Below are 21,069 nucleotides of genomic sequence, written 5' to 3'. Positions count from 1 at the left end.
CTCACGTCCTTAATGAATTTTGCTGCCCAGGGTTACCACGCCGTCCGCTTTTTCGCGGCCCAGCCAACTGGTCCAACCGAGGCGACAGGCGTTCTGCTCACCGATGCGCAGTTCGCGGATTTCTTCCTGGCGCAGGACCAGGCGAATGTCGTAATCGAGCGGGTCACGCAGGGTGAACCGCACCAGCGCGCAGAGCGGCTGGTAACCGAAACCGATCGGCAGGAATTCATGGAATCGCTGCCAGTCGAGTTCGGTGATGTGAATGCGGAATTTGCCGCTGCGGTCGCGCACGTGTTCGCCGAGCACGAGGTCTTCACCGAGCAGGCTGTTGGCGCGGCCCAATCGATTGCGCTGCTCTTCGAGAATTTCTACGCGGCGCTCGATGCACTGCTCGATGACCAGGTCTTCGTGCTTGAAGTAGTAACGCAGCACGGCTTCGATCAGCGCCGCCGAGTGCGCGCGCAGGCTGAGCAGGCCGAGGTACGGCAGCAGGCGTTTCCAGTTGAGTTCCTTGGCCTTGCGAATCTCGTCGCCGCCCAGGCCGATCAGGGCGAACAGCTGCGAGGAGAACGGGTCAATCGCGCCACTCTGGAAGCTTGCGCGATATCGGTATTTGCGCCAGATCGGCAGCATCAGCCGTTGCAGGCGATGGTGAAACAGGTCGAGGAAATTGCGTGTCGGGTTGCCGTCCTCGCTGTCGCCCAAGGCTTGCTCGCCGTAAAACGCCGGCAGCGGCGAACCTGAGCCGACCAGGCCAATCAGGTTGAAGCGCATGCGCGCGCGCATCTTGCCGTGCTCTTCGAAAAACTCGACGCGATCGACGTCGCTGCGCGGAAAGCCCAGGCTCGGGTTGGCCTGGAACTCGACCTGGTCGTACAGATCGTCTTCGCTCAGATGTGGGTGTGCTACGCGCAGCCGGTCGATCACCAGCAGCACGGCCTGAAACAGCGAGTACTCGCGTATTACCTTGGTCAGCCCGCTTAGAGCAGGGGCTGCAGGCCCATACGTGGTGTCCATTGGTACACCTCTCCCTGTGTGCTTTTTACCCGCAGCTCATGGAATGAATTGAGACTGGCGTAAAGCGCGAAAAACTCGTTGAGAACCGAAGCGAAGACGAACAGATCGCCCTCACCGATATAGCCTTCCGGGTCGATGGTCAGTTCGGTACGCAAACCGCGCACCGGCAGACCGCGATGCAGTCGGTCGACGTGGTGATGCTTGATGTGCTTGAGGCCGCCGAGCAGGCGTTTGCTGACCTTTTCCGCGTGCTGGTCGTAGTAACGCGGCAGGTCGTAGGTTTCCAGAATCACCTTCAACGCATTGACGTCGGCCAGCGACAGATAGTTGAGCGACATGTTGCTGATCAGCTTCCACAGGAAGTCACGGTTCAGCGGCGGCGCGAAGCTTGAGGTGGCCGGGGTGATGTTGCGGAAACTGAGGAATTCCGGCGTCTGCTCGCTGGCCATGCAGATGTCGCCGAGCTTGAGCTTTTTCGGCAGGTTCTGGTTGGTGCACATCAGCTCGATCGACAGGGTTTCGTGGGCTTCGGTATGGCGGATGCCGAAGCTCAGGTAAGTGTCGAGGCCGTCATGCAGCAAGGACGAACGCTGGCGAATGCTGTAATGCGGGCGGCTGTTGGGCACGTCGAAACTCGGGTCGTGCTCAAAGGATTCGAACGGCACGTACTCCTGATAACCGAGGCCGCCGGGCTTCCAGCCGGTCACGGTTTCGACCGAGAACACACCGCAGTTTTCCAGGTCGTATTCCGCCGGCAGCAGCAAGTATTCGTCCTGTTTGCCATCGAGGCGGATCGGCAGTGCATCGTGGGCAAACAGGTTGGCAATCGGCGTGCAGTACAGCTTGACGTTATCCAGGGTCGGGCGCATGCGCATGATGCCGCTCTTGCGGATGTCAAAGCGCAATTCGAGGCCGCGCATCTGCTTGAGCGTGTCTTCCGGCAGCGCCTTGAGAATGTCGAGACCATTGACGTCGACGAAGAGGAATTTGTCCTGGAAGGCGAAGTATTCCTGCAGGTAGCGATAGCCACGGAAGGTGTTCAGCGGATACGGGATCAACGCTTCTTCTTCGGCAAAGCCCACCGGTTTGACACGGTCGCCGGGAATCTTGAATGCCATCGGCTTGCCGCTGACACCATCGATCGGCTTGCCGGCGCCGTCGAGCGGAATCAGCTCGATGCCGTCGAGGTTACGCAGCAGGCTCAGGTACAGCATCTGGCTGATGTAGCGTTCGCCGGCAAAGTGCAGGCGCAATTTGCTCAACTCCAGCTCGCCGAGATGGCCGTCGGCACTCATCTCCAGGCGCAGGCTGAGCAGCGAGCCATCCCCCTTCACCGAATAATTCAGCGCCGCCAGATCCAGCGGCAAGACTTCGGTCGGGTAGCAAGTGCGGAAGCGGCAGCGCACGTCTTCGATCGGCTTGCTCTCGATCGGCGTATCGCGCTCAACCAGCAGCGCCGGCCCGGAACGCTTGAGCGGGTCGAACTGCAAAATGCTGAACGCCGGCAGCGGGCGCATGTAGTTGGGCCACAGCAGCTGCATCAGCGAATGGCTGAGCTCCGGCAGCTCGTCATCGAGCTTCTGGCGCAAGCGCCCGGTCAGAAACGCGAAGCCTTCGAGCAACCGCTCCACATCCGGATCCCGCCCGGCCTGCCCCAGATACGGCGCCAACGCCGGACTACGCTCGGCGAAACGGCGACCGAGCTGGCGCAGTGCGGTGAGTTCGCTTTGGTAGTAGTGGTTAAAGGACACGGGGTACCTGCCTGGTAGTGGAACTCATCAAAAAAATATCCTGTAGAGCGCGACGGTCACGCCGGCACAGACATAGCCGCCAATCAGCAGGAACGGCACAACCGAGATCCAGCCGTACGCCATGTAAGCATCACTCAGCGGACGGACGATCAGACTGAACAAGCCATACAGCATCCAGGGCACGGCATAGAACGGGATGAACTTCACTGGCGCCCACCAAACCATCCGCAATGCCTGTTGCTCGTTCCGGCGCTGCGCCGATCGGGACATCCACAGCGAGAAACCCAGAAGCCCGGGAACGCCCCACCACAACAGGTACTGCCAATAAATTCCGGACGACTCGGATGTTAAATACTCGCCATTCCACAGGTCATAGGAAGTAATCGCCAACACCGCCAGCAGTGGCAGCCACAATGCAGCCATGAAGAAGCTAAGTTGTGCGCGACTGAGCATGAGCATTTCGTCTACTGAGTCGGTCATCGACGAACCTCCACAGCGTAATCCGAGCACCATGTGCGGACATCACGCTTGTCGAAGCCTGCGCACCGATTGTCTTTTGCGATCAAGCGATACGAATCTTCGGGGACGTACGCAAAAAAGTAATAGTTGTCTCCGTCCTCACCGTAGAGCCAGTAAGACGAAGAACCTTGATTGATTTCGTAAGGTTCGAATGTCCAGATGGACGACTGCGCGGGGATAAAATTTTCGCGCTCCATCAACAACATCAAGGCGTTGGAAAGCGCATGCGCAGAAAAATAGAGCATGCAGGCGAACGCTCCCACCACGAGTAGCAAGCGCTGCAGCCAAATCATTCCAAAGCGACCTGAATTGGTCATGCGTCCGTCTCCTGCCCCAGGGTCGCTGGCACATATTTGTTCATCGCTGCCCAACTCCCTGTTTTTGCGGCGTGATCGCGACACCCGTATACACATAGAGCTCTTCACCGCCGTAGCCACCAATCGCCGCAGCGCTGAGTGGATGGCTGTCCGTGGTGCCATATCGAACCCAGCCCTCAGTCCACATCCCGCCATTTTCGTGGCGAATCTCCACGTAATAATCCGGTGCTTCGTACTTGGTAATCTCGACGAATACCCCACCATCCTCGGCGCCAATCCACAACGCGTGGGGATGAGCGAACAGCTTTGGTTCGGTTGAGCTTTCCATTCGCAAAAGCAACGTCAAGCCGACCACAATCGTCAGCAAACCGACCGAGCTGAGAAAAGCGATGAGGCATTGCCAGGCTCTGAGTTTCATCGAGCCAACCCGAACGAGTGCTTCATGGGCAGAAAGCCCCCGTGTCGACCGTCCACGAACGGACAGCTTTTTCTTCGGTTTTTTTGATGCTCGCTACTGCCTTTCGCAAGGTCTGTGCGTCAATGGACTTAGTCCCGTTCTGGCTTTTGATCGACAGGCTGTACTGGTCGCTGATCTGACCCGATACGTCTTCACCGAATGACTGGTAGTTGCCGATGGAACTACGCTGGTTCGGGTTTAACGTGAAACTGCGTGGCTGATCGTCATAGTTGGAGTCGTTCGCCAGCGTCAACTCCAGTGGTACTCCACAAGTGTTCAGCAGGTAAACATCATTGCGATAGACCTGCTGCGCAGCGCATGCAGTCAGCGAAACGAAGCACGCGAAGAGGCTTACCCATCTCATCATCAAAATCGTCCTTGGCAGTTTCACGGACAAACCGATGCCTCGCTGATTGTCCACTCGCGCTGTGTCCCTTGACTGACCTTCTGTACGCCACTCAGGCGCCTCTTCAACTCCAGAGCGCCGATGATCCTGGTGCCAGCAGCATCGTTGATCTTCAACAGATAGTTATGCGGGATCTGCTCCATCACATCCTCACCATAGGAAGCAAAACTCGCGACCATGGCACGGGAATCCGGTTCGGCAGTCATGTGGCGATCCTGCGAATACATGTTCGAGCCGTTGGAAACCCTCATTGCCAAGCGCTGGCCACAGCGGTTTTCGACATACACATGGTTGTTGTACACCTGCTGAGCAGCACAGCCATAAAGGGAAACGAACGGCAAGATGAGACCGGTCAACCTAGTCATCGAACTCGACCCTTGCCAGCCAAAGCAAGCTTTTGACGTCCTGTTCAGACGCCGCCATTCTCTTTTGCAGATCAGCGGAGGACTGCGTGTAACTGCTGAAGTAATGCATGACATCCACCTCGCCGGCGTTCGGCGTCGGGTGGTTGTCCTTAGGGTTTTGCATCAATGTGGATGTTTCTTTGTGAGTCCAGGAGTAACCGGGGATGATTCCCCCACCGTACTCATTGAGAATCAAATGACCAAACTCATGAGCCGACGTTTCTTTGAACTCTTCTCTGGCAATGTCTCTAGCGAACTCTGGAGTTCGACGTCGTTGAACAACGTAGCTTTCATAGGCATAACCGGCGTTGTGATAAACCTTTCTTGCAATCGCCAGACTGGTGGAACGACCGAAGTCCGCCGACAGCGAATCAATCAAAGGGAAATCCCCGGCTTTGGGCTCGACGTTGATTTCGGTTTTGACCGTGACTTTGTACAGGCCTTTGCTGGTCGTGATGCCCTCAGCGATACCGCCGCCGCGTGAGCCATTACGCGACCAGTACAACTCGATACCTTCCTTGGCCCAGCCGAGTAACGTGCTGAAAGGCGTGGGTACCAGTCCGGGTGTGGAACCACTACTGCCGCCGTCTGAAAAGCTCGGGCGTAACGTGACCTCAACGGTCTTGGCGTTGCGGTCGATGCGCGCATCGACCCACTTAACCTCTCCAGCCGAGCAATCAAGCTTCACTTCAGTCACGTGCTGTTTCCCCGCCCCGGTCGCGGTGAGGCGCACTTTCAGGTTCGGGCTTTTCAGGACTTTGGTATCAAGGATGCCGGCCGTGTCGTAGCCGTCCCATTGCCATGGATGCTTGCCTGGTGGCAGGAACGGCGCGGTGTTGGCTTCGGCGTAAACCAGCTTTTCGCCGTCCAGCACTTCCAGCTTCACACTGTCAGCTGCGTCCATGCGGTTCTCGACAACGAAATCGACCACCTCACGGTTTTTCGATGTTCCTGATTTCAGCTCGTCGAAGTCTGGAATTTCCAGCGGCGTCAGTACCGAGTTGCCACCGGACTTCAAACCCAGTCGGTAATCCAGCGCCGCGACAACCGCTATAGCGGCAAGCCCCGAAAATGGCGCTGGCGAATGCGAATTACCGATAATCACCGTCCCTGAACCCGCCGTAACCTTGTTCCCGTGAGAGCCAACGGAGCCGACTGTGGCGGCCGGTTTTCCATTGATCAACACAGTGGTCGCCAAGCTGCCGGACATCGCACCACCACACGCCGAGGCATCGCCTTGGCGGGCGGCCGCGAGGCCGTCGAAGAACACGTCGCCGGAACCGGCGGCGATCGGGTTGGTGCCATGGCCGGGAAGCGGGCAAGCGGTGGGGTCGGATACGCGTGCTGCGGGTTTGCCAGACATCGGGATCTCCTTAGGTGACCTTGACTTGACCGCTGCCATCCAGGCGCGCGGAAAAACTGACCTGACGCTTGAACCCCTCGACTTCGAGCAGGCCTTCGATACTGAAGGCCAGGCGAAGCTGATCGTGGTCACGCGGCAGGGAAATGACACGCACGTTGCTCAGGCGCGGCTCGTAGGCTTCGATGAAGCTTTCGATGGCCAGGCGGGCCTGACTCAGCGAGTCGTGCAGGCTCAGGCGCATGTCATTGAGATCGGGCAACCCGTAGTCGGCCAGCGTTTGCACGCTGCCGGCCCGGGTGCTGAGCATTTTGGCCAGATGGGCAGCCACCGACGCCATGGCAGAAACCTCGAGGCTCTTGCCATTGCGTAGTTGTGCGTCGCCGTTGAGGCGTTCGAACAGGCTGCCGTATCCGTCCATGAGTTGCTCTTACTCTTTGTCCAGCTTGCCAACCAGCGACAGGGTGAAATCGGCACCCATGTACTTGAAGTGCGGACGCACGTTCAAGCTCACGCGGTACCAGCCCGGCTCACCTTCAACGTCGCTGACGATCACTTGCGCAGCGCGCAGCGGGCGACGGCCACGTACTTCGGCGCTCGGGTTTTCCTGGTCGGCAACGTACTGACGGATCCACTTGTTCAGTTCCAGCTCGAGGTCGGTACGTTCTTTCCACGAACCGAGTTGCTCGCGCTGCAGCACTTTCAGGTAGTGAGCCAGGCGGTTGACGATCATCATGTACGGCAGTTGGGTGCCGAGCTTGTAGTTCAGCTCTGCCGCCTTGCCTTCTGCGCTGATGCCGAAGAACTTCGGCTTCTGCACCGAGCTTGCGGAGAAGAACGCCGCGTTGTCGGAGCCTTTGCGCATGGTCAGGGAAATAAAGCCTTCCTCGGCCAATTCGTATTCACGACGGTCGGAAACCAATACTTCGGTAGGAATCTTGGTTTCGATTTCGCCCATGCTTTCGAAGTGGTGCAACGGCAGGTCTTCAACCGCGCCACCGCTCTGCGGGCCGATGATGTTCGGGCACCAGCGGAATTTGGCGAAGCTGTCGGTCAGTTTGGTGCCGAACGCGTACGCGGTGTTGCCCCACAGGTAGTGCTCGTGGCTGTTGGCAACGGTTTCCTTGTAGACGAACGACTTGACCGGGTTTTCTTCCGGATCGTACGGGTTGCGCAGCAGGAAACGCGGCACGGTCAGGCCAACGTAGCGGGAGTCTTCCGAAGTACGGAAGCTCTGCCATTTGGCGAATTGCGGGCCTTCGAAGTGGTCTTTCAGATCTTTCAGATCCGGCAGGCCGGTGAAGCTTTCCAGGCCGAAGAATTTCGGGCCGGCGGCAGCAATGAACGGCGCGTGGGACATGCACGAAACGCTGGCCACGTACTGCATCAGCTTGACGTCTGGCGAGCTTGGCGACATGTAGTAGTTGGCGATGATCGCGCCCACAGGCTGACCACCGAACTGGCCGTATTCAGCGGTGTAGATGTGCTTGTACAGGCCCGACTGCATGACTTCCGGCGAATCTTCGAAATCGTCCAGCAGGTCTTCTTTGGAGACGTTGAGGATTTCGATCTTGATGTTTTCGCGGAAGTTGGTGCGGTCGACCAGCAACTGCAGGCCACGCCACGACGATTCCAGCGCCTGGAAATCCGGGTGGTGCAGAATTTCGTCCATCTGACGGCTGAGCTTGGCATCGATCTCGGCGATCATGCGGTCGACCATGGCCTTCTTGACCGGCTCACCGTTGTTCTGCGGCTTGAGCAGTTCTTCGATGAAGGCCGACACGCCGCGCTTGGCGATGTCGTAGGCTTCGTCGTCCGGGGTCAGACGGGTTTCGGCGATGATGCTGTCGAGAATGCTGTATTCGCCGCTGGCGGCGCTCTTCTCTTGTGCTGCGCTAGTGCTCATTGTGTTGGCTTCCTTGGCAAGAGTCTCAGGCGTCCGGGGCTGCGGCGTTCAGGCCCAGCTCACCGAGTACGCGACCGCGGGATTCGTCGTCGGCGAGCACGCCTTCGATCGCTTTACGGAACGCAGGCGCGTTACCCAGCGGGCCTTTGAGGGCCACCAGCGCATCGCGCAGTTCCATCAGTTTTTTCAGCTCAGGCACTTGCTCGACCAGGCTGGCCGGGTTGAAGTCCTTCATCGAATTGACGCGCAATTGCACAGCCAGCTCTTCGGCCTCGCCATCTTCCTGCAGACGGTTCGGCACGCTCAGCGTCAGCCCCAGTTCTTGCTTGGCCAACACTTCATCGAAGGTCATCTTGTCGATGCTGATCGGCTTGCGATCTTCGATTTTGCGATCGTCCTTGCGGTGGGTGTAGTCACCGATTGCCAGCAGTTTCAGCGGCAGTTCAATCTCTTCCTGAGCACCGCCGGTGGCGGGTTTGAAGGTGACGTTGATGCGTTCCTTGGGGGCTACCGAGCCTTCTTTGGCCATGGCTTTTCTCCTTGCGGTTGTGGCCCTGGGGCCTATTCGAGTACCACTTCGAGATCGAGGTGGCACAGCCTGCGATAAATCTCTTCCTTGCTTTCACGTACGGCGTGGTTCTGCGGCAACAACTCGCAGCAACTGTGCAGCAGGTGCAGCACTTGCAATGCAAGATCGGGCTCCCAGGCGTGCAGGCCTGAGTCCTGTAATGTCTGATCGAGGGTTTCGAGCTGGTTCTTCGCCAGTTCGTATTTCTTGGCCAGGAAGCACAGCCGCGCGAGGGTGAACTGCCAGAAGAAGCGTTCGCGGCCGCCGTGGGCCGATTGCAGACCCTGCTTGAGAATCTGCACCGCCGGCTTCAAGCCTTCCTTGCGCAGGATCGGCTGGACTTCTTCCAGGGCTTTTTCCCAGGCCGGCTGGGTTTCGACGCTCTCGCTTTCGACCTTGCGTGGCGCGCTGGCGCTTTGCAGATGCGGCATGACGTTGGCGGCGATCCACGCCCGGGTGGACGGATCGGCGAACGGCGCGCCGTCATGGAAGCGCAATTCGATAATGCCCGGCAGGCGCTGAATCAAAAGCGCGAAGTGGATTTCCACTTCGCGCATTGCCAATTCGGCGTTGAGGTTCTGGAGACATTCCCAGACCATCCTCTGGCCATCGAACCAGAACGGCGCCTTCGCCAGGCTCGCCTCCAGTTCCACCAGCAGGTCGGCGTATTTGCCCTGATCGAAACGGTCCTGATAGAGCTTGAGTTTTTCCAGCGGCAGGCCGCGCAACACGGTGATCTGCTCGGCGTTGCGCTCGGGCACCGCGTCGATGGTCATCCACAGCAAGGTACGATTGAGGCGCAACGCGCGCAGGTCAGTGGCTTTCTGTTTCAGCCACCAGGCGCACAACGGCCGGGCGCTTTCCTGCTGGGCACGCAGGGCCTTGTGCGCATCCCTTTCGTTGTCGATCGGCGCGCCTGGAGTGAGCAACTGGCTCGCCGCCTGCTTGACCTGCGCCACCGCCGCGCCCACCACACCGGGAGCCGGCTGGTTGTCGGCGGCGCGCTGGATCATGGTTTTCAGGCGGCGGGAAATCGGCAGCAGCAGCGGCGCATCATCGCCCAGATGTTCAGTACAGGCGGCTTCGAGACCGGCCAGGTGCTCGGAGAGCTGCCGGAACATCGGCAACTGCTCTTTGATCGCAATGTTTTCGGTAATGACCTGCTCGAGACGCGGCACCAGCCAGCCAATCGCGGCGGCACGGGTGCGGGGTTTGAGCGGGTGGACGTCGGCCCAGTTGTTTTCCGACAGATGGTGCAGCAGACCGAGGCCGGCGAGCAGGCCCGGGAAGGATTCACGCTGGTACAGCGACCAGGTCAGCCAGGCGCCGACACGCAGATCCTTGGATTGGGTACGCAGCAGATTTTCGCTGTTTTCGCGGACTTTCAGCCAGTCGATCTGCCCGCTTTCGTGCATCGACGAAGCCTTGGCCAGCTCACTTTCCAGCGCCTCGAACTCGCTCGAAAAACGAACGTCTTCGCCCGCGAAATTCTCTTTGGAAACAGAGACTTTTGCGAGTTCGAGGTAATGGGCGGAAAGTTTGCTTGAGTAGGACATCCATGGCCTTTATTAAGGATTACAGTCGTGCGGGCGAATGCAGTTTCAGCCACGCGGGACAGTATCGAAGAGCAGTTCAGCGACTCATCCAATTGAGATGTGCTCTTTCAAGTGGGCGCATCGTAATCACTATGATGGCCACTAGCAAGCATCTGATTAAACAACAAGACGAACTGTTCATTGAGGTCTGCAGGAGATCGCCCTATATGCCGCAGGGGTTTCCCTGATGCCGCTTATTAATCAGCACATTTCCCCTGCTCCCGCGAAACCGTTGACCCAGAGCCTCCCACCCAGCCGGGCGAGTTTATCTGACGCTCGTATCCTCGAGCGGCGTGCAGCATGACAAATTCAAAAAAAAATAGAAGTAGGACACTTCCGAAAATGACCGATTGCCATCAAGAAGTTTCCAACGACAACGATGATCGCAAAAAGTGCCACTATAATGATGGCATTTCATTATTCTGAAACTTTCCTCACTGTCAAACACCGTCAAGTCGATAGTTATCGAAGCGGCGTCCTACAGACACTTCGCTCATTCCCCCGACACTTTCAAACCCGGAATACTCTGACAAATGTCAGGGATACTTCTTACATCAATTAGTTTGCCGCGCCGTTAGCTTGCCTTGGCAACTTTTCATGCGCGGCGATCAGGGAGGAACGGTATCGCGCTCTGACTCATTTTGCTTAAGGACAAGCCCATGTTCGGCAAAGGCCACTGCGCGCCATTCTCACTGCACATCCCGGCCATTCGTCACGACTTTCAGGTGCTCGCGTTCACAGGTACAGAAGCGATCAGCCAGCTGTACGCTTTTCGCGTCGAGCTGGTGAGCGAACACGCGGATTTTGATTTGGAAAGCCTGCTCAGCCAGCCCGCCTTTCTGCAGTTCGGATTAAGGGATGAAGGCATTCATGGGCGGATCGAAGATGTAATGCTGGGCGAGACCGGAAAGCGCCTGACCCGATACGAGCTGACACTGGTGCCGGCGCTTCACTATCTGCAACTGAGCCAGGACCAACGGATTTTTCAGCAGCTGACAGTGCCGCACATCATCGCGCAAGTGCTCAGAGGGCATGGCATCCAGGCCGATGACTTCACATTCAATGTCGCCGCCGGCGAGCCACGTGAATACTGCACGCAGTACGGCGAAAGCGATTTCCTGTTCATCCAGCGCCTGTGCGCCGAAGAGGGTATTGCCTGGCATTACCAGCATTCGGTCGACGGGCATTTGCTGGTGTTCAGCGACAGCCCGGTGTTCGCGCCCAACTTGGGTACGACACCCTTTCAGGTTGATAGCTGCATGGTCGCCGAACACCCGGTGGTGAACCACCTGACCCTGGGCTTCAACACACGCACCAGCACTGTCACCCGCCGCGACTATGACCTGAAGCGCCCCAACCTGCTGCTGGAAAACCGTTTCACCGCCGAGTTCAGTCCCGAGCTCGAAGACTACCGCTATCCGTTGTTGATGACCTCAGAGAGGTCCGGCAAACAGCTGGCGCGTCAGACGTTGGAGCGCCACCGCAGCGATTACCAATGGATTGAAGGCAAAAGCAATCAGCCGATTCTGCGCAGCGGTCACCTGTTCGATCTGCGCCAACATCCTCGGCCGGAGTGCAACGAGTCGTGGCGGCTGCTGCAGCTCTCTCATGAAGGCAAGCAACCAGGCGTGCTCGAAGAGGCCTTCAGCAGCGACGATGCCCATGCTGCCAATGGCTTCACGCAGGGTTATCGCAACACGTTCAAGGCTATCCCTGCGGATGTGTTTTACCGCCCGCCAATGCCCGCGCCGAGACCTCTGCTGGTCTGCCAGACCGCAAAAGTCACCGTGCCACCGGGGGAGGAAATTTTTTGCGACGAGCACGCACGGGTTCGGGTTGAGTTCCCCTGGGACCGCACTGAACGCAACAGCGAGAAAAGCAGCTGCTGGCTGCGCGTAGCCTCCAGTTGGGCGGGTGATGGATTTGGCGCAGTGGCCATACCCCGGGTTGGAATGGAGGTGGTCGTGACTTTTCTGGAGGGCAACCCGGATCACCCCTTGATTACCGGCTGCGTCGCCAACAAGGTCAATGGTGTTGCTCATCCCTTGCCGGCGAGTCAGACCCGAACGGTGTTGCGCAGCCAGAGCACTCCGCGCAATGGCGGCTACAACGAACTGTCGATCGAGGATCGCGCCGGGCAGGAAAAAATCTACCTGCGGGCCCAGCGTGATCTGGAGCAACTGATCCTCAACGACAGCCGCAGCCTGATCACGCGCGACCGCCATGAGCATGTCGGCAATGACAGCACCAGCCTGATCGAGGGCCGGGATTTGCGCACTCATCAAGGGCTGCGCAGCACACTGATCAATGCCGATGACGTGCTGGCCGTCAGCGGCACCAGCAGTCAGACCGTTGGCGCCCTGGTGATTCAGGCCGGTCAACAGGCGCATGTCACTGCAAGCAACGTGGTGATTGATGCCGGCATGAGCCTGACGCTGTCAGCGGGCGGCCATCACATCGTGATCAATGCCGCCGGGATTTTCAGCAGCGTGCCCATGGTAGAGGGCGGAGCGCCGCTGCCGGGGCTCGCGCCGCTACAACCGCTACAGGCAGAGGCCGGTCTGGCTCCTCCGATTAACGCCACACCGCAGTCGATCATCAACAGTGCCCGCCTGCAGGCGGCGGACTATTGCCCGCTGTGCGAAGCCTGCGCGGCGGGTCTGTGCGAGCTGGGAGAAGTCGCATGAGCCCGGTCGCACAATGGTTGCACGCGCAATCCCGCGCCGGCTGCGATCTGTATCTGATGCTCGACACCGACGGTCAAAGCGCAGAGCACGCTGCGCTGACCCGCGACCTCGGCACCGCGCGGTTTCGCCCGCTGTACACCGGCACGCCGGCCGAGTCGCTGGCGCCAACCGGCCCGCTGCTGTTGCAGATCGATACGGCGCAGCATCCCGCCATCCAGGCCTTGCTCGCCACGCCCGAGCGCAATTGGGGCTGGCTGGCCAGTGCCCGTCATGGCGAGCTTGATCTGCTGGCCGCGCACTGGCGCGAGCGCCTGATCACCGGCGAACGCCCGAATCAGGCGGTGTACCGCGTGCATGACAACCGGGTTCTGGGACGTGCGCTGGCGCACCTGCAACCCGAGCACCGCGCGGCGTTTCTCGGACCATTCAACAGCGTCTGCTATTGGCACGCAGAGCGATGGAACGCCATCGACAACCCGGACCCCGGCCACCACCCGCTGCCGATGGATCCGCCGTGGCTGCACACGCCGACCCCGGAGCTGATCTACGCCAACGTGCTGTTCGACAACACCCGCCGTTACCTGGTCGGCGAACACACCGAAGCCATGGCCACGCTGGCCGAACAACTCGACGTCGATGAGTGGTTGTGGGGCCTGATTCAACTGACGCACTTGTGGGGCTGGCAACAACCGGAGCAAGTGCATTTCTTGCTGACCCGCAGTTTGCAGTTACCGGGATATCGGCCAGGCAAATCCTGGCTGCCCAGACCCGGTGAAGATCCGGCGATGCATTTTGAGCGGGTCTATCAGGAAGCGTTGTATTGGCAAGGAGAGGTAGGTCGATGAGGCACTTGAAACGAGGGTTGATGCTGAGTGGTTGCCTGGGATTGCTGGTGGGTTGTACGACGGTGAAGACCCCGAACACCTTTACGTTTGTTCCGGATTTTCCGCCCGGATTCAGGTACGACCTGACGGCCACCTATGTTCCGGCCAAGGGCGAAACATGCACCGTGCCAGGCGGGAGAAATACTCAGCTGGGATACAACAAAACCAATATGAAGTACGAAGGGACTTCCGAGATCCCGCTGTACAGAACCGTAAGCAAATGTCCTCTGGCGCTGAATTACATCGAGATCAAGGTCATCGGTATTTATGGTTCAGGGCGAAGCAACTTCAGCTATGACTACGCCTCGATTGCTGTGCGTCCGGAGTTGCTGGAGCGACAAATGGGTAGTTTCAGAGATGACGAGACAGCTGAGTTCTTTGGTGAGTGCATGTGGTCTTTTCGCACGGTGGGCCCGAAGCGTTATCTGATCAAACTGCTGACCTGCAAAAAAATGGATGCACAGGGCAATGTCGGGCGGAGCCGTCCTTTCACGGCGTACACGCTGACTCAGCTTTCTGGAAAAACGGTGACTCTGAAAATCCAATTATCTGAGCGGGAAAAGCCCGCTTTTGGTGACACGTGGGTAAAAGTGCCCGGCGGATGGAAGCGCTGCATGGGGAAAGCCTTTGAGGATCAGGATGCGTTCTGTTTCGGCAATTACAAAGACTTCAGCACATTCAGGATGGTAGACGAGCGCATCTGCACTATTTACCCCGATTGCACTGAAAACAAGGATCAGACCCCATGAGCATTGAGCCGACAGATTCCGGCATTGCGGCCTTTATGCAAGGCAACATCCACGCCTGCCCAAGACGCGGACAAGCCACAAGTTTTCAATTGGTGGACGAGTTCGGTGATGGCAAACCCTACGCCGGTTTGACCTACGAAGCCGTCGATTACGAAGATATTGTTTATACCGGCAAACTGGATTCCTCGGGCTCCGGAAAAGTTCTTGATCATTACTGCGGTCCCGTAACCCTGAAGCTCAGTCAGTTTTATCAGGGTAAAGAGGAAATATATGCGCGACTGAAGGAACGACCGCACTACCCTCTCCCCATCACCGAACTCCAGGTCCGCGCCGAAAAAACCCGCTTCTTCCACAAAACAGGCACACGCACCCAGGCCAACCCCGCCAAGGACCTGTCCGAAACCGATGCGTACTGCCAGGTCGAAGTCAGTGAACTGGTAAAACACATCGCCCACCTGCCGCCGCTGGCTGCTCGTCGCGACCCTCCGAAGAGGGCGGCGCACAAGCTCATGCGCCCCGCTGCGAAGTCCAGAGACTTCACGGTGGTCGATAAAACCGCCGCGGATGGCGGACTGCACACCATCTTGAGTGCGGCGGAGATGGCCACCGTCGAGTTGGGGTTTTCCCCGCCGCCGCCCAAGGGCGTCGCACTGCTGCCGAACAAACACCATGTGCTGGAAGTACGGCCGATGAGAGCGCTACGGCCAATGCTGTCGACAGGCGACGCGTTCTGCGCGCTCAACCTTTATCAGCTGTCGGTGATGGCGACGCTGAGCTACACCGATTTCGGACAGGAACCCAACACTCAACCGGTGCAGACCGACACGGTAAGCTTTCCGCTACAGCCCAGCAGCGGCAACTGGTTCGGCCACGCGCTGCCGCAGTTCGACGAGTTGTGGAAGGTCGATGACTCGCAAACGCAGAAATACTACCCACTGTACGAAGACGTACCGTATTCGAAACGCCTGGAAGTGGTGCCGTTCGACCCGAACCTTTACCCCGAAGTGAATGACCCCGCGTTAGAGAACCAACAAGAACACCCCGCCAGACTGCATTTTTTCGATGATCGCAAACAGGTCGAAAGCACGGACACTCAGGCCTTCATCTGCCACCACGACGAACTGATCCTGATCAGCGTACGCGGTACCAGTGAGATCTGGCCCGACGGCCGGCGTGACGGCGATGCCTATCAGGTTCCCTTTGCCGAAGGCGAAGGCAAAGTGCACCGCGGTTTCTACGGTGGCGCTTTGGCGGCTTACCCATTCATCGTGACTTATCTGGAAAAATTCTACAGCGGGCAAAAGCTGCTGATCACGGGTCACAGTCTGGGCGGTGCAGTTGCATTGATCCTGTCCGAGATGCTGAGACGCAACCTGGAGTTCTCCCCGCAAATCGTGCTCTACACCTACGGCGCCCCCCGCGCTGGTGACACTACCTTCATCGAAAGCGCCCAGTCGCTGGTGCATCACCGCATCGTCAATCAGAACGATCCGGTGCCGAGTGTGCCGGCGACCTGGATGAACACTTTTGCCAATCCTGTGCCGATGTACGCAACCAACGCCGTGGTGCTGGGCTTCAACCCGGTCGCCGGCCTCGGCCTGCTGATCTGGGGAATCATCAATTTCTTTGGCGACGACTATGGGCATCACGGTGCTTTGCGCCATTTCATGCCCGTTGAGTTCGACAAGGACCACCGATCCTCGCTTCTCTGGGAGCCGGGTTGCAGCACGATCGTCGATCACGGCTGCGCCAAGGCCCTGCGCGCTACCAACGGCTTGCCCGAGCGCGAATCGTTTTTGCGGCAGTTGTTCTCCGCAGGTCACCACTCAATGGTCGGTAGCTACATCCCCGGCTGCTGGGCCAGCTTGCGCCGTTGGCAGGAAGCAATGCAGCTCAAGCGTTCGCTGGTGACCAATCGCGAATTCGAGTGGATCAGCAGCGCCCTGGAGAATATTCAGCAACAGCTGCGGGCCGTTAAGCGTGAACTGGAAAACAACCACCGTTCTTACGTGCGAGAGCAGGAGCGCGTGCACAAGACGCTGATGCTCAATCAGGAAATAGACAAGATCAGCATGACCAAGGCCCGCTTGACAGCGCTGCGCAGCCAAAGGGTCAGCGAGGCCGACGTTTACGGCAGCTATGCCGACCAGCCCGAATGGGTTGAGGAAACTCTGCTGCGCTGGAACGCCCACCCTGAAAACCTGGTTCAGGAGCAACTGGCGATGATCCCGCCAGCCGCTGAAGACCACAATGCCGCTATCGCCGCGATGACCGGTGGGCATGCAGTTGGCGCGCCGTTTCAGCTGGATATTGATTCGATTGTTTAGCGCTCTGACGTAATCCTTTCTCGACTCAAAAAGACACGCAGTGCGCCTGGCGGCGCAATTTAGGACAAGGAGTTCAATTAGACATGGGCACTAGCTTTTTAAAAAAACGGATCACGGTTCCAGCCTTAATTTTGCTTTTTATCAGCACCTCTGTTCCGGCTGAAATGTGCATTGCAAAAATTTGCATGTTTAAAGGCCCATTATCATCAACGGGGGCTATGTTGCTCTTCACAACAACCGTGCCGTTTTATACGACGTCGGAAGAAATCAAAAGCCTTTCGAAGCACTATGTGCAAGCTGTAAGGGACGACGCCACTACCTATATCGCTACGGACGGAGAATTCGACGGGGCCATGCTTGAATCGGCATGGCGTGCATATCACCTTCAGAATACCGAGCAGAAATTAAGCAAGAGAGACTTTGCCCATATGGTTTTGGCTACCTACGGATAGCCATTAAATATCCGGACGGATAGCAGACGTACAAAAAATGGGCACCCGACCGCAATCGGTGTGCCCATTTCTCATTTGCGGTTCTCCCCGTCATTCAGGGGAGCACGCCGCCATCAAGGATTGACGCTGTCTTTCAACGACTTGCCTGGCTTGAACGCCACGGTGTTGCTGGCCTTGATCTTCACCGGTTCGCCGGTCTGCGGGTTTTTGCCGGTGCGGGCGCCGCGGTGGCGCTGCAGGAAGGTGCCGAAGCCGACCAGCGTCACGCTGTCCTTGCGGTGCAGGGCGCCGGTGATTTCTTCGAGGACGGCGTTGAGGACGCGGTTGGCCTGTTCTTTGGTCAGGTCTGCCTTTTCGGCGATTGCAGCGGCGAGTTCTGGTTTACGCATTAGTGAAGCCCCTTTGACGGTTTTTTGTTGTTATGTCCGTGCTGTTCTCGTTGGAACAGCGCCCAAAGCGCCGCAGGCTCTACTCTGCGGCAGACGGAAGTGAGAATGGCACGCCGCCAACGGCGGCGCCAGTCTCCCCAAGACCTTTGTCGGGGCAAAAGAGCGGTGTTTACGACAGAACGACCGGCATTTACGCCAGCAGCGGCGGCAGCTGTTTGTTCAGGGCCAGTTTTTCCATGACCGCCCCGCCGGTCAGTGCGTAACCGAGTAACTGACCGTCGGCACTGCGGCACAGCGCTTTGATGTCGGCGCCCTGCCCTTCAACGCTCCACACGCCTTCGCTGCCGCGTGGCGGCGGCGAAACTACCAGCGGGCACACCGGGGTTTTCACGGTGATCGGCATTGGCCCGTAGCTGACCGCGGTCGGATTTGCAGCGAGGGTTTGCGCCAGTGCACGGGCGCAACTCATCAGCGGCATCACATAGAGCAGATTGAGCCCGTCGACTTCAGCGCAATCGCCCAAGGCGTAAATGTTGGCGTGGGAAGTCTTCAGGTAACGATCGACCGTCACGCCGCGATTGACCTGCACGCCGGCAGCTGCCGCCAGATCGATGCGTGGACGCAGACCGATCGCCGAGACCACCACATCGCACGGGATGATCTGGCCATCGGACAAGTGCGCTTGCAGGCCATCGGCGGCTTTCTCCAGCCGGGTCAGCACCGGCCCGAGATGAAACTTCGCTCCGATACTTTCCAGCCCGGCCTGCACGGCCGCCGCAGCGGCAGGATGCAAGAGCATTGGCATGACCTGCTCGCACGGTGCGACCAGTTGCACTTCGTAGCCGCCGAGGATCAGGTCATTGGCAAACTCACAGCCGATCAGCCCGGCGCCGAGCACCAACACCCGACGCCTGCCCTCGGCGGCGGCACGAAAGCGCGCGTAATCTTCGAGATCGTTGATCGGGAACACCCGATCAGCACCGTCACCCTCGATCGGCACACGCACGGTTTCCGCGCCCCAGGCGAGGATCAGGTCGCGATAGGGCACGGCTTCTTCGCCGATCCACAAGCGCTTGTGGCCGGCGTCGATGCCGCTGATGCGCGTGTGGGTGCGCACTTCGGCCTTCAACTGCTCGGCCATGGCGCCGGGCTCAGCCATGCTCAGGCCATCGGCGTCCTTGCTCTTGCCGAAACCGGTGGAGAGCATCGGCTTGGAGTAAGAGCGGCCGTCATCGGCGGTAATCAACAGCAGCGGGGTTTCGCTGTCGAGCTTGCGAAACTCGCGGGCCAGGTTATAGCCCGCAAGCCCGGTGCCGATGATGACGACTGGTGCGCTCATGCCTTACTCCTGTGTTTTGCTTAGTTGATTTCGATCATTTCAAAGTCCATCTTGCCGACACCGCAGTCTGGGCACAGCCAGTCTGCCGGTACGTCTTCCCAGCGGGTGCCCGGCGCGATGCCGTCATCCGGCCAGCCGTCGGCTTCGTTGTAGATCAGGCCACAGACGATACATTGCCACTTCTTCATTCAGGTACTTCCTCAGGATTCAGGCTTAGTGCCGGCGCGGACGGTCGATGGGTGCTGCGCTGCCATCCGGCTCAGGGCGTTTTGTACTGAGGGTGCCGGGCAGATGCAAGCCTGTTCGGCGCAACGGCGGCCGGCGCCGCTCGATCTTGTCGCCCGCCATGGTAAGCTCGCCGCCTCATTTGCGGCCAATAATGACTCATTGTGCAACATTCAAATGCCTGTCCCGCCCCGCTCTGGCTGACCCAAGCCCGCCTGACGCCTCGCCCCGATCCTCTGACCCTCGACTGGTTGTTCGACGAAGGTTCGCTGACCCGCCGTTTGACTCGGTTGTCCAACGATGGCTTCAGCGTGACGCCGTTGTTCGAAGGCTGGGACACCCTGCGCGCTGATGAATGCGCGGCACTGGATCTGGCCGAGGGCAGCGAAGGCTGGGTGCGCGAGGTGTATTTGCGCGGCCATGGCGAAGCCTGGGTGTTTGCCCGCAGCGTCGCCTCGCGAGCAGCCCTGCAAGGCGATGGTTTGCACATGGATGAACTGGGCAGCCGCTCGCTGGGCGAATTGCTGTTTTGCGATCAGGCGTTCCAGCGCCGCGCGATTGAAGTCTGCCACTACCCTGAACAATGGCTGCCGCCTGCGGTGAAAGCCCCTGAGCTATGGGGTCGGCGTTCACGTTTCGACCGTGGCGCGCTGAGCGTGCTGGTCGCGGAAATTTTCCTGCCGAGCCTGTGGATCGCCGCCCGCGCCCATCCGGAGAACTGCTGATGTACCAGAGCCTGCTCAAGTCCCTCAACCGTCTGAACCCGCGCGCCTGGGATTTCGTTCAGTTGACGCGCATGGACAAGCCGATCGGCATTTATCTGCTGTTGTGGCCAACGCTGTGGGCGTTGTGGATTGCCGGCAAGGGTTCGCCGTCACTCGCCAACATCGTCATCTTCGTACTCGGCGTGGTGTTGACCCGCGCGGGTGGTTGCGTGATCAACGACTGGGCCGACCGCAAGGTCGACGGCCACGTCAAACGCACCGCCCAGCGCCCCCTGGCCAGCGGCAAGATCAGTTCAAAAGAAGCGTTGGTGTTCTTTGCCGTGCTGATGGGTATCAGTTTTCTGCTGGTGCTGTGCACCAACGCGCCGACCATCTGGCTGTCGCTGGGCGGTCTGGCGCTGGCGTTCACTTATCCGTTCATGAAGCGCTACACCTATTACCCGCAAGTGGTGCTGGGTGCGGCGTTTTCCTGGGGCATGCCGATGGCGTTCACCGCCGAGACCGGCGAGTTACCGGCGGCGGCGTGGCTGCTGTGGATCGCCAATCTGCTGTGGACGGTGGGTTACGACACCTACTATGCAATGACCGATCGCGATGACGACCTGAAGATCGGCGTGAAATCCACGGCGATCCTGTTTGGCGAGGCGGATCGGGTGATCATCCTCGGCCTGCAGGCGCTGTCATTGGGCTGCCTGACGCTGGCCGGGTCGAAGTTCGAGCTGGGGATCTGGTTCCATCTCGGTTTGCTGGTGGCGGCCGGGTGTTATGCGTGGGAGTTCTGGTACACCCGTGATCGTGATCGCATGCGCTGCTTCAAGGCGTTTTTGCACAACCACTGGGCGGGGTTGGCGATATTTGTCGGGATCGTTCTGGATTACGCATTGCGCTGAAGATCCATACCTGTGGGAGCGGGCTTGCTCGCGAAGGCGGTGTGTCAGTCAACCCTGAATGATTGTGATTGAACACCCCCAAGCCAGGCACACCCCGCCCCC

General features: G+C 58.8%; 21 protein-coding genes and 1 pseudogene. 7 read left to right on the top strand and 15 right to left on the bottom strand.

The genetic code is table 11. The annotated features are described in order from the left end of the window. Nucleotides 1-9: 9 nt before the first annotated feature. The 12 genes and pseudogenes from tssG to tssA all read right to left on the bottom strand — a co-directional run bounded on the left by tssG (nucleotide 10) and on the right by tssA (nucleotide 10,261). Nucleotides 10-1,017: a type VI secretion system baseplate subunit TssG gene (gene tssG / locus ACP7D9_RS06055; RefSeq protein ID WP_397479825.1), complete on the bottom strand. Its 1,008-nt coding sequence runs from the start codon at nucleotides 1,015-1,017 to the stop codon at nucleotides 10-12. After that, nucleotides 981-2,768, bottom strand: a complete 1,788-nt coding sequence (tssF, locus tag ACP7D9_RS06050) for a type VI secretion system baseplate subunit TssF (RefSeq protein WP_312999809.1) — start codon at nucleotides 2,766-2,768, stop codon at nucleotides 981-983. The genes tssG and tssF overlap by 37 nt, the downstream gene beginning before the upstream one ends. Before the next feature lie 27 nt (nucleotides 2,769-2,795). Next, the gene (locus ACP7D9_RS06045; RefSeq protein WP_426156212.1) at nucleotides 2,796-3,248 is read right to left on the bottom strand and encodes a hypothetical protein; all 453 of its coding nucleotides are present in this window, start codon (nucleotides 3,246-3,248) and stop codon (nucleotides 2,796-2,798) included. Then, complete coding sequence (locus ACP7D9_RS06040) at nucleotides 3,245-3,604, bottom strand: hypothetical protein (protein WP_101161706.1); 360 nt, start codon at nucleotides 3,602-3,604, stop codon at nucleotides 3,245-3,247. Before ACP7D9_RS06040 ends, ACP7D9_RS06045 begins: the two co-directional genes overlap by 4 nt. A gap of 40 nt (nucleotides 3,605-3,644) precedes the next feature. Continuing rightward, nucleotides 3,645-4,022 (bottom strand): hypothetical protein, encoded by a 378-nt coding sequence (locus tag ACP7D9_RS06035; protein ID WP_397479826.1) that lies wholly within the window; start codon nucleotides 4,020-4,022, stop codon nucleotides 3,645-3,647. Between the two features lie 22 nt (nucleotides 4,023-4,044). Then, nucleotides 4,045-4,452, bottom strand: coding sequence for a hypothetical protein (locus tag ACP7D9_RS06030; protein WP_426156708.1), 408 nt, complete (start codon nucleotides 4,450-4,452; stop codon nucleotides 4,045-4,047). Continuing rightward, on the bottom strand, nucleotides 4,449-4,832 hold the full coding sequence (locus ACP7D9_RS06025) for a hypothetical protein (RefSeq protein ID WP_101161712.1): 384 nt from the start codon (nucleotides 4,830-4,832) through the stop codon (nucleotides 4,449-4,451). The genes ACP7D9_RS06030 and ACP7D9_RS06025 overlap by 4 nt, the downstream gene beginning before the upstream one ends. A 1,108-nt stretch (nucleotides 4,833-5,940) precedes the next feature. After that, nucleotides 5,941-6,234: pseudogene (locus ACP7D9_RS06020) on the bottom strand (PAAR domain-containing protein); the annotation flags it as partial. Between the two features lie 10 nt (nucleotides 6,235-6,244). Then, the gene (gene tssE, locus ACP7D9_RS06015) at nucleotides 6,245-6,652 is read right to left on the bottom strand and encodes a type VI secretion system baseplate subunit TssE (RefSeq protein WP_090287609.1); all 408 of its coding nucleotides are present in this window, start codon (nucleotides 6,650-6,652) and stop codon (nucleotides 6,245-6,247) included. 9 nt (nucleotides 6,653-6,661) lie between these two features. Continuing rightward, nucleotides 6,662-8,137, bottom strand: coding sequence for a type VI secretion system contractile sheath large subunit (tssC, locus tag ACP7D9_RS06010; protein WP_016772499.1), 1,476 nt, complete (start codon nucleotides 8,135-8,137; stop codon nucleotides 6,662-6,664). Between the two features lie 25 nt (nucleotides 8,138-8,162). Beyond that, nucleotides 8,163-8,666 (bottom strand): type VI secretion system contractile sheath small subunit, encoded by a 504-nt coding sequence (gene tssB, locus ACP7D9_RS06005; RefSeq protein WP_016772498.1) that lies wholly within the window; start codon nucleotides 8,664-8,666, stop codon nucleotides 8,163-8,165. A 32-nt stretch (nucleotides 8,667-8,698) separates the two neighbouring features. Beyond that, nucleotides 8,699-10,261 (bottom strand): type VI secretion system protein TssA, encoded by a 1,563-nt coding sequence (gene tssA / locus ACP7D9_RS06000; RefSeq protein WP_426156207.1) that lies wholly within the window; start codon nucleotides 10,259-10,261, stop codon nucleotides 8,699-8,701. A gap of 698 nt (nucleotides 10,262-10,959) precedes the next feature. Between tssA and tssI the strand changes: the two genes are divergently transcribed. From tssI to ACP7D9_RS05975, 5 genes are all read left to right on the top strand, one after another. Beyond that, on the top strand, nucleotides 10,960-12,987 hold the full coding sequence (tssI, locus tag ACP7D9_RS05995) for a type VI secretion system tip protein TssI/VgrG (RefSeq protein WP_426156204.1): 2,028 nt from the start codon (nucleotides 10,960-10,962) through the stop codon (nucleotides 12,985-12,987). Then, the gene (locus ACP7D9_RS05990; protein ID WP_426156201.1) at nucleotides 12,984-13,832 is read left to right on the top strand and encodes a DUF4123 domain-containing protein; all 849 of its coding nucleotides are present in this window, start codon (nucleotides 12,984-12,986) and stop codon (nucleotides 13,830-13,832) included. The genes tssI and ACP7D9_RS05990 overlap by 4 nt, the downstream gene beginning before the upstream one ends. After that, nucleotides 13,829-14,620, top strand: coding sequence for a hypothetical protein (locus ACP7D9_RS05985; RefSeq protein WP_426156198.1), 792 nt, complete (start codon nucleotides 13,829-13,831; stop codon nucleotides 14,618-14,620). The genes ACP7D9_RS05990 and ACP7D9_RS05985 overlap by 4 nt, the downstream gene beginning before the upstream one ends. Next, on the top strand, nucleotides 14,617-16,947 hold the full coding sequence (locus tag ACP7D9_RS05980; RefSeq protein WP_426156195.1) for a lipase family protein: 2,331 nt from the start codon (nucleotides 14,617-14,619) through the stop codon (nucleotides 16,945-16,947). The genes ACP7D9_RS05985 and ACP7D9_RS05980 overlap by 4 nt, the downstream gene beginning before the upstream one ends. Before the next feature lie 83 nt (nucleotides 16,948-17,030). Next, nucleotides 17,031-17,399, top strand: a complete 369-nt coding sequence (locus ACP7D9_RS05975; protein WP_253497278.1) for a DUF2388 domain-containing protein — start codon at nucleotides 17,031-17,033, stop codon at nucleotides 17,397-17,399. Between the two features lie 113 nt (nucleotides 17,400-17,512). On the opposite strand, the gene ACP7D9_RS05970 is transcribed toward ACP7D9_RS05975, so the two are convergent. The 3 genes from ACP7D9_RS05970 to ACP7D9_RS05960 form a co-directional block, all read right to left on the bottom strand. Further along, nucleotides 17,513-17,788, bottom strand: a complete 276-nt coding sequence (locus ACP7D9_RS05970; RefSeq protein ID WP_003213368.1) for an HU family DNA-binding protein — start codon at nucleotides 17,786-17,788, stop codon at nucleotides 17,513-17,515. A gap of 190 nt (nucleotides 17,789-17,978) precedes the next feature. Further along, the gene (locus ACP7D9_RS05965) at nucleotides 17,979-19,127 is read right to left on the bottom strand and encodes an NAD(P)/FAD-dependent oxidoreductase (protein ID WP_426156192.1); all 1,149 of its coding nucleotides are present in this window, start codon (nucleotides 19,125-19,127) and stop codon (nucleotides 17,979-17,981) included. Between the two features lie 20 nt (nucleotides 19,128-19,147). Beyond that, entirely contained in the window at nucleotides 19,148-19,315 is a 168-nt protein-coding gene (locus ACP7D9_RS05960; protein WP_003177199.1) for a rubredoxin, read from the bottom strand. 201 nt (nucleotides 19,316-19,516) lie between these two features. Here ACP7D9_RS05960 and ACP7D9_RS05955 point away from each other — a divergent pair, with 201 nt between their 5' ends. Further along, nucleotides 19,517-20,077, top strand: coding sequence for a chorismate--pyruvate lyase family protein (locus tag ACP7D9_RS05955; protein ID WP_426156188.1), 561 nt, complete (start codon nucleotides 19,517-19,519; stop codon nucleotides 20,075-20,077). Beyond that, on the top strand, nucleotides 20,077-20,967 hold the full coding sequence (gene ubiA / locus ACP7D9_RS05950; RefSeq protein WP_101161735.1) for a 4-hydroxybenzoate octaprenyltransferase: 891 nt from the start codon (nucleotides 20,077-20,079) through the stop codon (nucleotides 20,965-20,967). The genes ACP7D9_RS05955 and ubiA overlap by 1 nt, the downstream gene beginning before the upstream one ends. The last annotated feature ends 102 nt before the right edge of the window (nucleotides 20,968-21,069 follow it).

It is taken from the genome of Pseudomonas sp. TSRC2-2, from assembly GCF_049897785.1.
Lineage (GTDB): Bacteria > Pseudomonadota > Gammaproteobacteria > Pseudomonadales > Pseudomonadaceae > Aquipseudomonas.
Note: the sequence above shows the minus strand (reverse complement) of the source record. Positions and strands in the feature narration are given on the sequence as shown.

Coding starts and splice junctions, on each gene's coding strand:
- tssG (WP_397479825.1), bottom strand. CDS start 1,017: ATGGACACCACGTATGGGCCTGCAGCCCCTGCTCTAAGCGGGCTGACC.
- ACP7D9_RS06045 (WP_426156212.1), bottom strand. CDS start 3,248: ATGACCGACTCAGTAGACGAAATGCTCATGCTCAGTCGCGCACAACTT.
- ACP7D9_RS06040 (WP_101161706.1), bottom strand. CDS start 3,604: ATGACCAATTCAGGTCGCTTTGGAATGATTTGGCTGCAGCGCTTGCTA.
- ACP7D9_RS06035 (WP_397479826.1), bottom strand. CDS start 4,022: ATGAAACTCAGAGCCTGGCAATGCCTCATCGCTTTTCTCAGCTCGGTC.
- ACP7D9_RS06025 (WP_101161712.1), bottom strand. CDS start 4,832: ATGACTAGGTTGACCGGTCTCATCTTGCCGTTCGTTTCCCTTTATGGC.
- tssE (WP_090287609.1), bottom strand. CDS start 6,652: ATGGACGGATACGGCAGCCTGTTCGAACGCCTCAACGGCGACGCACAA.
- tssC (WP_016772499.1), bottom strand. CDS start 8,137: ATGAGCACTAGCGCAGCACAAGAGAAGAGCGCCGCCAGCGGCGAATAC.
- tssB (WP_016772498.1), bottom strand. CDS start 8,666: ATGGCCAAAGAAGGCTCGGTAGCCCCCAAGGAACGCATCAACGTCACC.
- tssA (WP_426156207.1), bottom strand. CDS start 10,261: ATGTCCTACTCAAGCAAACTTTCCGCCCATTACCTCGAACTCGCAAAA.
- tssI (WP_426156204.1), top strand. CDS start 10,960: ATGTTCGGCAAAGGCCACTGCGCGCCATTCTCACTGCACATCCCGGCC.
- ACP7D9_RS05990 (WP_426156201.1), top strand. CDS start 12,984: ATGAGCCCGGTCGCACAATGGTTGCACGCGCAATCCCGCGCCGGCTGC.
- ACP7D9_RS05985 (WP_426156198.1), top strand. CDS start 13,829: ATGAGGCACTTGAAACGAGGGTTGATGCTGAGTGGTTGCCTGGGATTG.
- ACP7D9_RS05980 (WP_426156195.1), top strand. CDS start 14,617: ATGAGCATTGAGCCGACAGATTCCGGCATTGCGGCCTTTATGCAAGGC.
- ACP7D9_RS05975 (WP_253497278.1), top strand. CDS start 17,031: ATGGGCACTAGCTTTTTAAAAAAACGGATCACGGTTCCAGCCTTAATT.
- ACP7D9_RS05970 (WP_003213368.1), bottom strand. CDS start 17,788: ATGCGTAAACCAGAACTCGCCGCTGCAATCGCCGAAAAGGCAGACCTG.
- ACP7D9_RS05965 (WP_426156192.1), bottom strand. CDS start 19,127: ATGAGCGCACCAGTCGTCATCATCGGCACCGGGCTTGCGGGCTATAAC.
- ACP7D9_RS05960 (WP_003177199.1), bottom strand. CDS start 19,315: ATGAAGAAGTGGCAATGTATCGTCTGTGGCCTGATCTACAACGAAGCC.
- ubiA (WP_101161735.1), top strand. CDS start 20,077: ATGTACCAGAGCCTGCTCAAGTCCCTCAACCGTCTGAACCCGCGCGCC.